Origin of the sequence: Micromonospora coerulea (genome assembly GCF_016598485.1) — a bacterium.
GTDB classification, from domain to species: Bacteria; Actinomycetota; Actinomycetes; order Mycobacteriales; family Micromonosporaceae; genus Micromonospora; species Micromonospora coerulea.
Map to the genome: position 1 here is coordinate 1 of NZ_JAEMUW010000053.1, position 14,600 is coordinate 14,600.

Annotated in this window: 15 protein-coding genes and 6 pseudogenes; 14 read left to right on the forward strand and 7 right to left on the reverse strand. The window is 68.5% G+C overall.

Features of this window, described 5'->3' with window-relative positions; genetic code table 11:
• The first annotated feature begins 105 nt into the window (after window positions 1–105).
• The 3 genes and pseudogenes from I8N68_RS31370 to I8N68_RS31380 form a co-directional block, all read left to right on the forward strand.
• Entirely contained in the window at window positions 106–738 is a 633-nt protein-coding gene (locus I8N68_RS31370; protein WP_200216738.1) for a DinB family protein, read from the forward strand.
• Between the two features lie 611 nt (window positions 739–1,349).
• Window positions 1,350–1,976 (forward strand): mycothiol-dependent nitroreductase Rv2466c family protein, encoded by a 627-nt coding sequence (locus tag I8N68_RS31375; protein WP_200216739.1) that lies wholly within the window; start codon window positions 1,350–1,352, stop codon window positions 1,974–1,976.
• A 53-nt stretch (window positions 1,977–2,029) separates the two neighbouring features.
• Window positions 2,030–2,443 (forward strand): annotated as a pseudogene (locus I8N68_RS31380) (transposase); the annotation flags it as partial.
• On the opposite strand, the pseudogene I8N68_RS34125 reads toward I8N68_RS31380, so the two are convergent.
• Window positions 2,434–2,849, reverse strand: a pseudogene (locus tag I8N68_RS34125) (transposase); the annotation flags it as partial. The pseudogenes I8N68_RS31380 and I8N68_RS34125 sit on opposite strands and share 10 nt — an antisense overlap.
• Between I8N68_RS34125 and I8N68_RS31390 the strand changes: the two are divergent.
• Together I8N68_RS31390 and I8N68_RS31395 are read left to right on the forward strand one after the other, a co-directional pair.
• Entirely contained in the window at window positions 2,833–3,180 is a 348-nt protein-coding gene (locus tag I8N68_RS31390) for a hypothetical protein (protein WP_200216741.1), read from the forward strand. The pseudogene I8N68_RS34125 and the gene I8N68_RS31390 sit on opposite strands and share 17 nt — an antisense overlap.
• Window positions 3,181–3,198: 18 nt before the next feature.
• Window positions 3,199–3,360, forward strand: coding sequence for a hypothetical protein (locus tag I8N68_RS31395; protein WP_200216742.1), 162 nt, complete (start codon window positions 3,199–3,201; stop codon window positions 3,358–3,360).
• Between the two features lie 81 nt (window positions 3,361–3,441).
• Here I8N68_RS31395 and I8N68_RS31400 read toward each other — a convergent pair whose 3' ends face one another.
• Both I8N68_RS31400 and I8N68_RS31405 read right to left on the reverse strand, forming a co-directional pair.
• Entirely contained in the window at window positions 3,442–3,594 is a 153-nt protein-coding gene (locus I8N68_RS31400) for a hypothetical protein (RefSeq protein WP_161557862.1), read from the reverse strand.
• 136 nt (window positions 3,595–3,730) lie between these two features.
• A complete protein-coding gene (locus I8N68_RS31405) occupies window positions 3,731–4,375 on the reverse strand; it encodes a TetR/AcrR family transcriptional regulator (protein ID WP_200216743.1) in 645 nt (214 codons plus the stop codon).
• Between the two features lie 104 nt (window positions 4,376–4,479).
• Here I8N68_RS31405 and I8N68_RS31410 point away from each other — a divergent pair, with 104 nt between their 5' ends.
• The 3 genes from I8N68_RS31410 (at window position 4,480) to I8N68_RS31420 (ending at window position 6,234) form a co-directional block, all read left to right on the forward strand.
• The gene (locus tag I8N68_RS31410) at window positions 4,480–5,022 is read left to right on the forward strand and encodes a carboxymuconolactone decarboxylase family protein (protein ID WP_200216744.1); all 543 of its coding nucleotides are present in this window, start codon (window positions 4,480–4,482) and stop codon (window positions 5,020–5,022) included.
• A gap of 36 nt (window positions 5,023–5,058) precedes the next feature.
• Window positions 5,059–5,715, forward strand: coding sequence for a nitroreductase family protein (locus tag I8N68_RS31415; RefSeq protein ID WP_234040947.1), 657 nt, complete (start codon window positions 5,059–5,061; stop codon window positions 5,713–5,715).
• 123 nt (window positions 5,716–5,838) lie between these two features.
• Window positions 5,839–6,234 (forward strand): MmcQ/YjbR family DNA-binding protein, encoded by a 396-nt coding sequence (locus I8N68_RS31420; protein WP_200216745.1) that lies wholly within the window; start codon window positions 5,839–5,841, stop codon window positions 6,232–6,234.
• 239 nt (window positions 6,235–6,473) lie between these two features.
• Here the strand turns inward: I8N68_RS31420 and I8N68_RS31425 are convergent.
• Together I8N68_RS31425 and I8N68_RS31430 are read right to left on the reverse strand one after the other, a co-directional pair.
• A pseudogene (locus I8N68_RS31425) lies at window positions 6,474–7,738 on the reverse strand (IS256 family transposase).
• Window positions 7,739–7,950: 212 nt separating this feature from the next.
• Window positions 7,951–8,633: pseudogene (locus tag I8N68_RS31430) on the reverse strand (IS6 family transposase).
• Between the two features lie 237 nt (window positions 8,634–8,870).
• Here I8N68_RS31430 and I8N68_RS31435 point away from each other — a divergent pair.
• Window positions 8,871–9,281: pseudogene (locus I8N68_RS31435) on the forward strand (hypothetical protein); the annotation flags it as partial.
• 251 nt (window positions 9,282–9,532) lie between these two features.
• On the opposite strand, the pseudogene I8N68_RS31440 reads toward I8N68_RS31435, so the two are convergent.
• Window positions 9,533–10,219, reverse strand: a pseudogene (locus I8N68_RS31440) (IS6 family transposase); the annotation flags it as partial.
• A gap of 307 nt (window positions 10,220–10,526) precedes the next feature.
• Here I8N68_RS31440 and I8N68_RS31445 point away from each other — a divergent pair.
• Together I8N68_RS31445 and I8N68_RS31450 are read left to right on the forward strand one after the other, a co-directional pair.
• Window positions 10,527–10,892: a DNA polymerase ligase N-terminal domain-containing protein gene (locus I8N68_RS31445; protein WP_200216749.1), complete on the forward strand. Its 366-nt coding sequence runs from the start codon at window positions 10,527–10,529 to the stop codon at window positions 10,890–10,892.
• 528 nt (window positions 10,893–11,420) lie between these two features.
• Window positions 11,421–11,765, forward strand: coding sequence for an AbrB/MazE/SpoVT family DNA-binding domain-containing protein (locus I8N68_RS31450; protein WP_234040948.1), 345 nt, complete (start codon window positions 11,421–11,423; stop codon window positions 11,763–11,765).
• Window positions 11,766–12,023: 258 nt separating this feature from the next.
• Here the strand turns inward: I8N68_RS31450 and I8N68_RS31455 are convergent, their stop codons facing one another.
• Window positions 12,024–12,956: an IS110 family RNA-guided transposase gene (locus I8N68_RS31455; protein ID WP_200216746.1), complete on the reverse strand. Its 933-nt coding sequence runs from the start codon at window positions 12,954–12,956 to the stop codon at window positions 12,024–12,026.
• A gap of 20 nt (window positions 12,957–12,976) precedes the next feature.
• Here I8N68_RS31455 and I8N68_RS33785 point away from each other — a divergent pair, with 20 nt between their 5' ends.
• The 3 genes from I8N68_RS33785 (at window position 12,977) to I8N68_RS31465 (ending at window position 14,592) form a co-directional block, all read left to right on the forward strand.
• Window positions 12,977–13,342, forward strand: a complete 366-nt coding sequence (locus I8N68_RS33785; protein ID WP_267909712.1) for a Type 1 glutamine amidotransferase-like domain-containing protein — start codon at window positions 12,977–12,979, stop codon at window positions 13,340–13,342.
• Window positions 13,254–13,586 carry a Type 1 glutamine amidotransferase-like domain-containing protein gene (locus I8N68_RS33790; RefSeq protein WP_267909713.1) on the forward strand — a complete coding sequence of 111 codons (333 nt, stop codon included), beginning with the start codon at window positions 13,254–13,256 and terminating at the stop codon, window positions 13,584–13,586. Before I8N68_RS33785 ends, I8N68_RS33790 begins: the two co-directional genes overlap by 89 nt.
• A gap of 64 nt (window positions 13,587–13,650) precedes the next feature.
• Window positions 13,651–14,592, forward strand: a complete 942-nt coding sequence (locus I8N68_RS31465; RefSeq protein WP_234040949.1) for a phosphotransferase — start codon at window positions 13,651–13,653, stop codon at window positions 14,590–14,592.
• The last annotated feature ends 8 nt before the right edge of the window (window positions 14,593–14,600 follow it).

Genomic DNA, 14,600 nt, shown 5'->3' on the forward strand with positions numbered 1-14,600 from the left:
TGTGAGTGCGTCCGGACATGCTTAGTGCCGGTGAGATGCGATCGGAGCCGTCGCCGGGTGTGATTTTCGGTAGCCGGAAGCCGTGGGGGCTGGGAAGCTGCCGCCATGGTGACTCCGATCGGTATTCCAGACAGCAATCTAGTTTCGGCGGCGCTGGAGCATGCACGCGCGAGCCTTCGGCAGATCCGCGACGACGGGTGGGGGCTGCAGGCGGCCGGTCTTGACTGGACTTGCCGGGAGACGATGGCGCACATCCTGGATGACCTGGGCGCCTATGCGATGCAGCTGTCCGGGACACATGGCCATGAGGGCTATGCCCCGCTGATGGAGTTCTCGCTGACCCCCGGGCGCCCCTCGTGCATGTTCTGGCCGGAGGAAGAAGGTGGCACACGAGCGGTGCTTGACTGCCTCGACGCTGTTGGAGGTCTTCTTGTCGCGGTGGTCGCCAGCGTGCCCACCGACCGCACCGGCTGGCATCCATACGGAAACCCCGACCGTTCGGCTCTGGCTGCGATGGGGATCGTCGAACTGGTCCTTCACACCCGCGACATCTTGGGCGCGCACCACATCGACTACCGGGCGTCGGCGCAGATCGTGGCACCGTGCCTTGAGCGCATTTTCGCCCACGCCATACGTTCCGATGACCCCTGGCACGACCTGCTGGCCGCCACTGGCCGTACTCCGGAGAGCCGAGGACACGCTTGGCGCTGGGACTCCACCGCCAGGCGTGTCCTCTGATCTACCTGACGGCAGCGTGGTCGCACGCTTCTGCCGCCGACCGGGCGTCACGTTCCGTGGCGAGGCGTCGCCAGGCCGAGCGCTGGGTCGTGCCGCGATCAGCGCGTTGAGGTGTCGCAGATCAGTTGGTGGACGCGTGTCGCACATCGGTCCACAGAGGACGCCACCGGGGCCGTTCGCACTGCCGAATGAGGCATTTAAGGATCAAGGCGACCCGCAAAGCGGGCCGCGCCGACCCGGCCCTGGCCTGCTGGCGACCTTCGGCCGGCATCGGCCGTGCCGGCCGGCCACGCTGGCGGAGCACCAAGGGAATGAAGGGCTGAGGCGGGACGATCGCCGTCGGGGCTGCTCTTTGTCGAGAGCAGGGCGATCGCTGCCGCGCAGCAGAGCTACTTGCCCCCGAGTCGCGCCAGCGCTGTCCGCGGCGGGTGTGCGGGGCGAGCCGCCCGGTGCGGATGGCATCCCGGAGTGCCTGTTCGAGCCCGGACCGGCGGCCGCTCGCCGGGGGCCGGGTCCAGATGGAGATCCACGCCCAGGGCTGCCGAAGTGCACCAGGATTTCGTCATGGTATTGGACCTTAAGCATTCCAATCCGTGCGTAACATCGCTGCCATGACAGGTGAAGCACCCACGCCGCAGACCCGAGTCGACTTCTACTTCGACCCCGCCTGCCCTTTCTCCTGGATCACCTCGCGGTGGATCCTCGAGGTGGAGCCGCTGCGTGACCTCGACGTCCGGTTTCACGTCATGAGCCTGTATCTGCACAACGAGGGCAACGAGCTGCCCGGCTGGTATCGCGATCTTGTCGATCGCTCCCGCGGCCTGGTCCGCGTCGCCACGGCCGCGGCCGAGCACCACTCCGAGGACGTACTCCGCGGCCTCTACACCGCCTTCGGCACCCGCATTCACGATATGGGGATGGAGGACTTCGACGCGGTCGCTGTCGAGTCCCTGGCCGAGCTCGGGCTCCCCGCGAGCCTCGCGGAGGCAGCGCGTTCGGCCGAGTACGACGCCGCCCTCCAGCGCAGCCACGACGCGGGCAAGGATCCTGCGGGGGGCGGTTATGTGGGCACGCCCACGATGCACATCGACGGAACGGCCTTCTTCGGCCCGGTGATGAACAGCATCCCGCGGGGCGAGGAGGCGGCGCGGCTCTTCGACGCAGTGCGGACCCTCTCGGCACACCCGGGCTTCTTCGAGCTGAAGCGGGAACGGACGGGCAGCCTGCGCTTCGACTGAGAACCCCTAACGCAATGAGGCTGGCAGGCGGTCGCGGGGTAGTCGGCTCGGTCATGAGGAAGGGCCAACAGCCGCCGTGGATTCTGCCGGACGGGCTTTGGCAGCGCATCGAACCGCTCCTGCCCGCCCCATCAGCGCCGGTACCGGTATTCCGGCCGTAAACGGCTGGATGACCGCAAGGCGTTGTGCGGGATCCTGTTCGTGCTGCACACCGGGATTCCCTGGGAGTTCCTGCCCCAGGAACTGGGGTTCGGGTCAGGGATGACCTGCTGGCGGCGCCTAGAGGAATGGAACCGGGCCAGGGTGTGGCAGCGGCTGCACGAACTGCTGCTGGCCGAGCTGCCGGGCGCCGACCGGCTGATCTGGTGGAGGGCGGTGATCGACAGCTCGCAGGTCCGGGCGCTCAAGGGTGGCCCAAAACCGGTCCGAGCCCGGTCGATCGACGCGCCCGCACGGGCTCGATAAGGAGGAGTCGGGGGTGTTCGGCCAGCCGTCTGCGCGTGATGCCGCTGTGGCGGATGGTGCCGTTGCCGCGGATCGCCGCCACGATCAGGGCGTCGGGATGGGCGGCCAACAGTTGGTTGAGGAAGTAGCAGAACACCATCGACACGTTGCGTATCGATACGTGGTAGTGCCAGGCGCCGGTGGCCAGGTTGGCCGCGCCGTGGATGGTACGGCGGATGTTGGAGTTCGGGGTTATCACCCGATGGCGCAGGCCGGTGGGCATCAGCAGGACCGGATCCGGGCGAGCAGGTCGAGGTGGGTCTCATCCTCGGCGAGCACGACGGATCCGTCGGGCAGGGCGGCGACCTGGTCGCGGATCGCCGCGCAGATGCGGTCGTGGTCGGGGTCGCTCTTGGCGATCAGCCACGCGAACCTGGCGCTGTACCGGGACGGCCAGCTCGTCGACGAGCGCAACGCCGCCCGGACCGACTTCAGCGTGCCGGCGAAGGCGGCGGACTACCGGCTCACCTTCGACGTCGACACCAGCCGGATCCTGCCGTTCTCGACCCACGTCAACACCGCGTGGACCTTCCGGTCGGCCGGACCGGCCGGCACGGCGCGCAGCGCCCTGCCGCTCCTGTCGGTCGACTACGCCCTGCCACTGGAAGCGGCGAACCATCCCACCGGTGGTCCGGCCACGTTCACGGTCCTGCAGGCCCAGGGGGCGCTGGCCCAGCGGGTGACGACGTTCCAGGTCTGAACCTCGACCGACGACGGCGTGACCTGGCAGCCGACCACGGTCGACCGGGACCGGGACGGCTACCACGCCGCGCTGCCGACCGTGACGGGCGGGCAGGCGGTCTCGTTGCGGGTGAAGGCCACCGCCGACGGCGGCAGCGGCATCGAGCAGACAATCATCCGGGCGTACCGCGCCGGCTGAACGTCCCGATCCGCCGTACCTCCACCGAGGCGCGGCCCGGTGCCGACCGGGTCGCGCCTCGGCGCGTTTCAGGCGGCTGGCTCAGGACGAGAGGGCCGCGTCGGCGAGGAACTCCCGCTCGGGTTGGAGCTGCTGACCTACGACCCGGCGGACGACGCTTTGGCTGTCGATTTCACGGCCGGCGCTGCGGAGATCAAGAGATTCGGGGCGGACGCTGTGCGACGGCTCGTCCATCCGGGCACGGTCCGAAGACCTGGGTGGTGACGAGCTGGTCAGAGCGGACGCCCTTCCGCGTCGCCCGACGTGGTCGTCTTACCAGCTCGCCAGACCTTCTTCCGCGCTCCGACACCCGAGGCTCGGATGCGCCGCGTCAGCCCATGTGCTGGTCGTCAGACGTCACGAACGTCCGCAGATGGTCAACCGCCGCAGAGAGCGCGTCCTGCAGGGGGCCGATGTCCCGGGCGACCTGAGCGAGGAGCATGCCGCCTTGATACGCCGCGAGGAACATGTCGGCGAGCCGCGCGGGGTCGGCGGACGCGTCGATGCGGCCGAGTTGCCGCATGCGATCGAGCCCGACGCGGAAGATCTCGCGCCACTGCGCGAACACCTCCGCGAGCCGGTCGTGCACGTCGAGATCGGTCTTGACGATCTCGCTCGCGAGCGAGCCGAGGCTGCAGCCGGCCTCGAACGGACGCCCCGAGAGGACGTAGAAGTCCGTCCAGTTTTGGAACGCCTCGACGGTGTCGAAGCTGGCAAACCGTTCGCTGCGATGGAAGCCGAGGACGCTGTCGGCCTGCCAGTCGATGACCGCCAGGACGAGGCTCTCCTTGGTGGGGAAGTAGTGGCTCAGCTGCGATCCACTCACGCCTGCAGCGCGGCGGACGAGCTCGTTGTTGGTTGCGTGGACCCCTTTGCCGTAGATCAACGCCGCGGCGTGCTCCAGTATTCGCTCGCGCGTGGCCTGGCCCTTGGGAGTGAGCTTCTGGGCTGCATCCCCCCCGTTGTTCACCTGCATGTAATCAACGTAACACAAACTGGGCTTGGCAACCCATTTTCGATGGTGTTCACTCAAGCGAGTGGACGAAATCGTCCAGTAACGTCACCCGGAGGTTCATCACCATGTCCCGCCTGACCGCTCCCGCGCGCGCCGACATGGACGCGAAGACGCAGGGCGCCCTCGACGCCATCGCGAAGCAGTTCGGCTTCGCGCCCAGCATGTTCACCACGCTCGCCGCGAACCCGACCGTGCTCGAGATCGTGATGGGCCTGCAGGGCAGCATCGCGAAGCTCCTGGACGCGAAGACGCGCCACACGATCGCCCTCGCGGTCTCTCAGTCGAACGGCTGCCACTACTGCCAGGCACTCCACGGCTTCATCTCGTCGAACCTCGGCGGTATGTCGGCGACGGAGATTGAGCTCGCCCGCAACGGCACGTCCAGCGACCCGAAGCGCGCCGCCGTCGCGAAGTTCGCGCAGCACGTGATCGAGACGCGTGGCCAGGTCAGCGACGAGGACCTCGCAGCGATCCGCGAGGTCGGGTATATCGACCCGCAGATCCAGGCGATCGTCACGATCGTGGTCGTCACCCTGCTCACGAACTACCTCAACAACGTCAGCGACACCGTCGTCGACGTCCCCGGCGCCGACCACCAGTCGGCCTGACTTTCCTCTCCACCCGCCGTTCAAACAAAAGAAAGCATGACGTTGAATCTCGACAAGCTGATCACAAAGCACCTCACCCGCTACTTCGACCCGAGCAAGAGGATCCCGGAGGAGACGTTCCAGCAGCTGCTGCGTTACCTGCGCACCTCGCCGACGACGATCAACATCCAGCCGAACCGTTTCCACGTGCTGGAGACGCAGGATGGCAAGGACAAGCTCGCGAACGCACTGGTCGGCCGCTTCGCGGACAACGCGGAGAAGGTGCGCAACGCGTCGCACGCCATCGTCTTCACGACGCGCAAGGACATCCCCGACACGCACCTGCAGGAGATCTTCGAGAAGGAGCGCGCCGACGGGCGCTTCGCCGACCCGGAGATCCAGAAGGGATGGGAGGCGGGCGCCTCCAACTTCGTGGAGATCCAGACGGAGAACTATGGCGGGGACGTGCTCCACTGGCTTGAGAAGAACACCTACCTCGTCGTCGGCGCCACGATGATGGCCGCCGCATCCCTCGGGGTGGACGCGACGCCGATGGAGGGCTTCGACCGCGCGACCGTGGACGCGGCCTTCGACCTGACCGACACCGACTACACGACCACGCTGCTTCTGGTGCTCGGCTACCCCGACGAGGCTCGGGTCTCCCGCCAGCCGGTCTCGCGGTTCGACGCGGAGAAGATCTTCACGCACATGTGACGGACGGGGCGGACATCGGACCGCGGTGCCGGCCCCGTTCACTTCGACTCGGTTACCCGGCGTCCGCACCTCCTCGACGGACGCCGGGCAATCGACCCCCCTAACGACTTCGAGGAGGTCAAGATGCAGATTGATAAGGCAGTGCAGGATCGAGCCGCGGCCCGCGCCGCCGAGCTTCCCGGCTCCGAGCACACACACCAGTTCACCGGCGACTGGGAGGTATGGAAAGTCGGCGGCAAGGTGTTCATGCTGCAGACGTCCATGCCCGGCGAGCCCGTCGTGATCCTGAAAGCGGATCCATCCGACGCGGAGGAGCTCCGCGCAGCTCACGCGAGCATCTCGCCCGGCTACCACATGAACAAGAAGCACTGGATCACGGTGCGGGCGGGTGCGGACGCCGAGCCCGCGCTTGTCGACAATCTCGTGACCGAGTCGTACCTCCTCGTCGTCGCCGGCCTGCCGAAGCAGAGCCGTCCCGTCGATCCCGCTTCGTTCCGCGTCCCGCCCTCCGCCGACTGATCACGCTGACGCCGACCGCGCACAGAGCGCTGTTGCCCCTCATCCGAGCAGCGCCCGCACCGGCGCATGGCGCCCTCACGTGGCCGCGCCGCAACGACGAGGACCTCACCGTCGGCGTCCTCATCGAGGCACACGTCCTCGACGACCGCCCGATCGAACCCCACCTGCCGATGAAATACCCTGGTCAAACGCACGCCGTGTTCCGATCTTCGGTGCCTGACCTTCGACAAGCCAGAAACCTATGCCGATCTTGGGACTTCGCCCAACATCAGTGGCCCCTTCGGGGCAGCTTCGCCTGGCGGGTAGGTGCGGTGCCGGCCAGGCGGTCCGTACGGTGTGAGGAGTTCCAGGCCCATGTAGCGGCGGCCTTCGGTCCATTCGTCGGTCTGCTCGGCCAGGACTGCTCCGACGAGGCGGATGATCGCCGGCCGGTTGGGGAAGATGCCGACGACGTCGGTGCGGCGGCGGATCTCCTTGTTCAGCCGTTCCTGCGGGTTGTTCGACCAGATCTGACGCCAGATCTCGCGGGGGAAGCCGGTGAAAGCCAGGAGGTCATCGCGGGCGGCGTCGAGGTGCGCGGCGGCGGTCGGGAACTTGGCTTCGATGGCGGTCACGACGCGGTCGAACTGGGCGCGGACGGCGTCGGCGTCGGGCTGGTCGAAGATCGTCCGAACGAGGGTGGCGATCCACGGCCGCGCCGACTTGGGCACTTTCGTCAGCAGGTTGCGCAGGTAATGGGTCTGCACCGCTGCCACGACGCGCCGGGCAAGGCAGCGCCGATCGCCTGCACCAGGCCGGCGTGAGCGTCGGAGATCACGAGGCGGACGCCGGACAGGCCGCGGGCGGTCAACGATCGCAGGAACGCCAGCCAGCCGGCGCCGTCCTCGTCGGAGGCGACGTCCAGGCCGAGGACCTCGCGTTGGCCGTCGGCGTTGACCCCAACGGCGATCAGCGCGTGGACGTTGACCGTGCGCCCGTGCTCGCGGACCTTCATCGTCAGGGCGTCCATCCACACGAACGTGTAGTGCCCCGAGTCCAAGGGCCGGTTGCGGAACGCCTCGACCTGCGCGTCCCGATGCGCGGCCATCTCCGACACCTGCGACTTCGACAGCTGCCGGATCCCCAACTGCTCGACCAGTTTCTCCACCCGCCGGGTCGACACCCCGAGCAGATACGACGTCGCCACCACCGACACCAAGGCCTGCTCCGCCCGACGCCGGTGGGTCAGCAACCAGTCCGGGAAGTAGCTGCCCGAGCGCAGCTTCGGGATCGCCAGGTCGATCGTCCCGGCGCGGGTGTCCCACTCCCGAGCTCGGTAGCCGTTGCGGGAGTTGACCAGATCGTCGCTGCGCTGCCCGTAGCCGGCCCCGCAGATCGCGTCGGCCTCGGCGGACATCACCGCCTGCGCGAACGTCTTGATCATCGCCTGTGACATGTCCGGCGACGCGCCCGCGATCTGCTCGCACACCAGGTCAACAGGGTTCACACTCTCAGATGCGGCCATCGCGCATCACTCTCCTTCGTTGGATTTAGCCGTCTCGAAGGATCGCGCGGTGGCCGTCTCTCATATACGCAACACGCCCATCACGGGCAAGTCGTACACCACCTCCGTGGACGCAACCGCCGACACGACTGCCCCGGTGCGGATCGAGTCTAGGAACGGCGGTGTTGCGTTGGGGGACCGGCGGACATGTTGAACCTGTGTCGGGTCGGCGGTCAGGTCGCTTGGGCGAGTTCGGTAACCGCAGCGGCGACCCGCAGAGCGGGCGGGGTGTCGACGGCGAGTTCGTAGTGTCCGCGTCGGAGGTTCTGCATGAAGGCGTGTCCGGCGATGATTACCTGTGCTGTCTGGTCCGTTCGTAGCCCGCGCATCGGTTTCAAACGGTGTTTGAGCTGGCTGTGATCAGCCTCGATCGGGTTGTTGGCGTACTGCTCGACGTGGTGCCACGCGGACGGGATCAGCTCGTCGAGGACGGGGTAGACCGCGGCGGCGTGGGTGACCACCTCGGTGGGTGTCACCTTCAACGTCGACAGCGCCCGGCGGAAGAACCGCCGGGCAGCGCCGGCGTCCCGGGGGGCCGAGACGAGCACGTCGGTGACCTGCCCGTACTGGTCGACCGCCCGGTACACGTAGCGCCACCCCGTTGACCTTGACGTACGTCTCATCAACGTGCCACCTGTCGCCTGGTGAGTGCCGGCAGAAGCGGGCGGCGTCGGCCGGCAGCGGGGTGAACCGCCGCACGCAGCGGTAGACCGTGGCGTGACCGACCTCCACGCCGCGCTCGACCAGCAACTCCTCAACGTCGCGATAGGACAGGTTGAACCGCAGATACCACCGCACCGCGACCACGATCACCCGGCGGGAACCGGAACCCGGCGAACGCCGACTTCGGAGGCAGCCACGGGTCAGGCCGGGTAAATGACTTCACTGCTCAAGCCTGCCTCGCTCTTGCCAACGCTCAACGCAACAGTGCCCGCGACGGCACCTGGTACGTGGAGTACAGCAAGGTTCGTCCGGCCGGCGACGGCTGGCACTACGAGACCACCGGCGGGGTGGACAAACAGGACGAGGAGTGACGTCGGCGGCGCGGGCCTGATCCGGGGTTTCCGTCCCCGGCACGGGGGAAGCCAGCGGCATGGCCGAGACCTTCGCGGATCAGGACCTGATGACCCTACGGTCGATTGCGCGCGGTGCGGGGATACTGGACACGGACCGGATGCCGCACGACGAGCTGGTCGAGATGTTGCGCCGGGCCGGACTGGCCGAGCCGGCCGGCCGGCCGGTCGACACCAACCTGGCCGAGCAGGGCGGCGCACCGACCTCGGGCACGTACCGCGCCGAGGGCGTCGGACGCCGCGAGTCGGCCGGCGGGTCGGGCGCGCAGACGGCCGCCGCCGTCGACCAGCCGACGCAGGATCCGGCCGGGTTGTCCGGCCTGCCCCGCAGCAGTCTGGACCTGGATGACGAGAGCACTGGCGGTCGGGCCGCCGAGGAGGCGGTCGGCGCCCGGCGGGGCGAGTCGGTGGTCGACGACCGCGCTCAGGACGCACGGGGCGTGCAGGGTGAAAACCAGGACCCGGCCGGGCTGTCGGGCCTGCCCCGCAGCAGTCTGGACGTGGGTGACGAGAGCACTGGCGGTCGGGCCGCCGAGGAGGCGATCGGGGCCCGGCCCGGCGAGTCCGGCACCGAGATCGACGACCACACGCGACGCTGACACCGCCGTTCACGGGAGGTTCGGCGGCGCCGTTGCGTTATCGGATCGGCGGACGTGTTGAACCGGGGTTGGGTCTGCGGCCAGATCGCTTGGGCGAGTTCGGTGCACGCAGCGGCGACCCGCGTGGTTGGCGGGGTATCGATGGCGAGTTCGTAGTGGCCGTGTCGGAGGTTCTGCATGAATGCGTATCCGGCGATGATCACCTGCGCTGTCTTGTCCGTTCGTAGTCCGCGCATGGGTCTCAACCGATGTTTCAGCTGGCTGTGATCGGCTTCGATCGGGTTGTTGGCGTACTGCTCGACGTGGTGCCGCGCCTGCGGGACCAGCTCATCCAGGACGCCGGGGTAGACCGCGGCGGCGTCGGTGACGACCTCCGCAGGTGTCACCTTCACCGTCGACAGCGCTCGTCGGAAGAACCGCCGGGCCGCGTCGGCGTCGCGGCGGGCCGAGACCAGCACGTCGATGACCTGCCCGTACTGGTCGACCGCCCGGTACACGTATCGCCATACCCCGTTCACCTTGACGTAGGTCTCGTCGACATGCCACCTGTTGCCTGGCGAGTGGCGGCAGAACCGCGCGGCGTCGGCCAGCAGCGGCGTGAACCGCTGCACCCACCGGTAGACGGTGACGTCATCGACCTCGACGCCACGTTCGACCAGCAGTTCATCGACGTCCCGATACGAGAGGTTGAAGCGCAGATACCAGCGGACCGCGACCACGATCACCTCCGGCGGGAACCGGAACCCGGCGAACGCCGACCTCGGAGGCAGCCACGAGCCAGGTCGGGTCGACGACTTCACTGCTCAAGCTTGCCTCGATCTTGGCGATGCTCAACGCAACGGAGCCCGCGCGGACGAAAGTAGCTCTTCGTGTGCGGTTGCCGATGGAGTCGGTAGGCTCGCGCGCTGGTCAACGCCGCCGCGGCCGGCGTGCCGGGCTGGTGCTGGCCATGGTGATCGTGCTGGCCGTCGCCGATGCCGCACTGGTCGCGGGGGCAGTCGCCCCGGCCTGCGCAGGTTGAGCAGTGACGGATTCAGCCTACGCATTGACAGGCGGCAGGGCCGGCGGGCGCCGACAATGGTAAGAGTGGCGCCCGCCTTCGTCCTGCACCACCACCGCAAACCACGGCCGCACTTTGACCTGCGGCTCGAGGAGGACGGTGTGCTGCGCTCCTGGGCGGTGCCCCGCGGCCTGCCGGACAGTCCCAGCGACAATCGGCTCGCGATCGCCGTGCCCGACCACCACCTCGATCACCTTACCTACGAGGACGTCGACAAGTCGATCGCCGACATCGGCACGTGGGAGGAGCACGACCGCAGCGACCGCCGAATTCTGTTCACGTTACACGGCCGCACCGGCCGCCGGCGGTACGCGCTCATCCGCACCGGCGAGGGGTGGCTGCTCCACTTGACGAAAGAGCAGCCTCCAAACGAACGCGGATAGAAGCCTCCCGAGGTCCGTCCGTCCCTGTCTCCTGAGGCGCGAACGCGGGCAGCGACGTTCGACGCCGAAGTTGTAACGGATTTCAACGGAATCAACCTCGGGACGGGTGGGAATGACCAGACAGCCGTTGGCCCGCTCGACCGAGCCGGCGTAAGGACCTCTTCGGCGGGGACCGACGAGGGCCGCCGCGCAGCTAGAGCTGCGCCAGCTTCAGAGTTGTGCCGAGCGTCATCGGCGGTGGGGCAATGCGTCGTGTCGCCCCTCGGACACCAAATTGCAGCATCCATGCTGTGTTTCGCGTACTGGTGGTCAAGCGCGCTTGACCACGTAAATCTCATCTCAGCGACGCCCTCAACCAAGCCTGTCTCGATCGGGGGCGGTTGTCGTGGCTGATCGTTCTGTGGCTCTCGTCATCCCTCCCGTGAGGCTGTCGGACCGGGAGCCGGGCCACCGTCGGTCACGTGGTGGTGCTCCTCGCCGCCCGCCATCGCCGCTGCCGGTCCTGCCGTCGCCGCCCCCGCTGGCACGTTGGTGTACGGCCTGGCTGCCATAGACAACAGCGGTCGAATCGCCGACCGCACAGTCATCCGGGCCCTCGGATGGGGGCCGGGCACACGGCTGCACATCCGCGAGGGCTCCGGGGTCATCGTGGTCCGGCTGGACCGGCAGGGTGTCTTCACCGTCACCGTCACCGGCCAGGGCCACCTCCACCTGCCGGCGGCTGTCCGGCACTGGTGCGGGCTCACCGCCGGCGACCGGGTGCTGCTGGCCGCCAACCCCGCTGACGGCCTGCTCGTGTTGCACCCTCCTGCCGCCCTGGACGCGATGGTCGTCGCGGTTCACGCCGATGTGCTGGGCGGTGGTCAGGCATGAGCGACACCACCGTGGGCCGGGCGGAGCTGGATGCCGCGCGGTTGTTGCTGGCGCGGATGGGGATCTCGCCGGCCCCGCGACGGACAGCCCGGCACTGAAGGTGGCCAAGCCGCAGCGTCTGTCAGCACCAGACGAGCGGTAGCCAACAACAGGTTGGCGGAGATCAACGCCGTCGCCGCCAGCACGGGCGACGACCCCGCGTTGGACAGTCTGCCGCAGCGGGCTTCTGTCGGCATCCGGATCTGGCTCCCCTCTGTGTCAATACACCGCCGGGAGGAGAGTTCTATCCTGGGTCTCGGCGGGTCCGGGAAGTGACTTCTCCGAAGAGCCGGCTGGGGGATGAGAGTCGGTCACGCTGGAGTCAGTAGTCGTTCCCCGGTGTCCTCCCGGGGCCGCCGCCGTGGCCACCGCGTCGCTGATCATGCACCGGTAGATGATGTCGGACAGGCGTCGTTTCAGGGCGCGCATCGCTTCCATCGATGTCTTGCCGGAGGCTTTCTTCCGGTCGAAGTAGGCGCGTCCTTCGGTGGGGTTGCGTAGCTGGACGGTGGCCATGATGTGCAGCACGCGGTTGATCTGCCGGTTCCCGGCGCGGGAGAGCCGGTGGCGTACCTGTTCGCCGGAGGACGCGTCGATGGGGGCGGTGCCGTTCCAGGAGGCGAAGTGGGCCCGGTTCGGAAAGCGGGTGATGTCACCGACCTCCACCAGCAGCCGGGCGGCGCCGGATGGTCCGATGCCGTGCAGGTCCATCAGCGTGGTGCCGGTGGAGGCGACCAGTTCGGTCAGTTCCTTGTCGGCTTCCTTGTAGCGTCGGTAGACCCGTTCGAGGTCACTGATCAGCTCCGCGGCGACCCGCCGTCGGGCCTTGCCGACGGCGTCCCTAGCCCGGACCGTGGCCAGCAGTGCCTTGGCCTGGGCGGCGGACAGGCTCTTCTTCGCCCTACCTGGGATGAGTTCCAGCAGCAGTTGGTGCAGCTGGGAGATCATCCGGGTGTGGTCCTCGCCGAGGGAGCGGCGCCGGTCGACCAGGATCCGCAGCAAGGCGAGCTGTTCGTCGTTGACGACCGGGCGCAGCCCGGCCATGCGGGTGCCGACCAGCGCGATGGAGTGGGCATCGGTGGCGTCGGTCTTGCGGCCCTGCCCGGTGGCGAACACCCGCGCCCTGGCGGACAGCTTCGGCGGGACGTCCACAGCGACAGGCGTTTGCGGAGTTGCTGGGCAAGCCCTGCGCCGAGGCCCGGGTCGCCGCGATCGTGACCGCCTCGCTGGGCGAACCCGGCGACCACGGCTGGTTCGTCGAGGCGCTCGCCGACCTGCACGGCATGGGCTGGGGCGAGCTCGACGTGCTCGACCTCAACGGCCTGCCGCGGGACGTGCTGGAGGGACGTCTGGGTAGGGCCGACGTCTGGTGGGTCACCGGCGGCAACCAGTTCCATTCTCGCTCAGAGCATCGCCCGCGCCGGCCTGTCCCAGGCATTCCCGAGGCTGCTGCGCGAGAAGGTGTACGTCGGCACCAGCGCTGGCTCGATGATCTTCAGCCGGCGCTTCGACGAGCGGGCGGCCGACCTGCTCGGTGACCTAGCCGACCTCCACCTCCTCGGCGAGGAGCGGATCAAGCCGGCCTGCCCGCTGTTCGACTGGTACGTCAAGCCGCACCTCGACTCCCCGTCCTTTCCCAACCGTGACGAGGCATGGGCGGACCGGCTGGCGGCGAGCGTGGACTTCCCGCTCTACCTGCTCGACGACGACTCCGCGATCCGGGTCCGCGGCGACAAGGTGGACGTCGTCTCGACCGGGCGCTGGCGGCTGGTCGGGCGATGACGGCGCCGAGCCTGCCGCGCGAAAGTCGGAGGACACCCGCGGTCGCCTACGGGAGGATGGCGGCATGACGATGCACGCCGGCCAGCTCCACGTCGACGCGCAGACCGTCCGCCGGCTGGTCGAGGTGCAGTTCCCTCAGTGGCGCGGACTGCCGGTCACCGAGCTGCGCACGCCCGGGACCGTGAACGCGATCTTCCGGATCGGCGACGACCTGGCCGCCCGCTTCCCGCTGGTCGGTCACGACCCGGCGCAGGCCCGCGCGTCGCTGGCGGCAGAGGCCGAGGCCGCGCGTGAACTGGCCGACGCCGCCACCGTGCCCACCCCGGAGCCGATGGCGATCGGGGAGCCGGGCGCGGGCTATCCGCTGCCGTGGAGCGTCCAGACCTGGCTGTCCGGCCACGACGCGACGGTCGAGGACCCCGCAGGGTCGAACGCGTTCGCCCATGACCTGGCCGAGCTCATCGCCGGGATGCGCGCCGACGACACCCGTGGGCGACGCTTCGGCGGCGTCGGTCGCGGCGGGCACCTCCCGGACCACGACGAGTGGCTCGAGACATGCTTCCGGCACAGCGAGGACCTGCTCGACGTACCCCTCCTGCGGCGGATCTGGGCGGAGCTTCGGACGCTGCCCGAGGTCGACGAGGACGCGATGTGCCACCGCGACCTCATCCCGCCCAACGTCCTCGTCGAAGACGGCCGTCTCGTCGGCGTCCTGGACGGCGGCGGCTTCGGCCCGGCGGACCCGGCGCTCGACCTCGTGGCGGCCTGGCACCTCCTCGACGAGACCCAGCGCGGCATCCTCCGCCGCGAGCTCGGATGCGGCGACGTCCAGTGGCGGCGCGGGATGGCTTGGGCGTTCCAGCAGGCGATGGGGCTGGTCTGGTACTACCTCGACTCCAACCCGACGATGAGCCGGTGGGGCAGGCGCACCCTGGACCGGATCGTCGATGCCTGGGCCGCCCGAGCAAGGACGATTCCCCTCCTAGAGTCTGACCGAGTTCGGTGAGTGTGTGA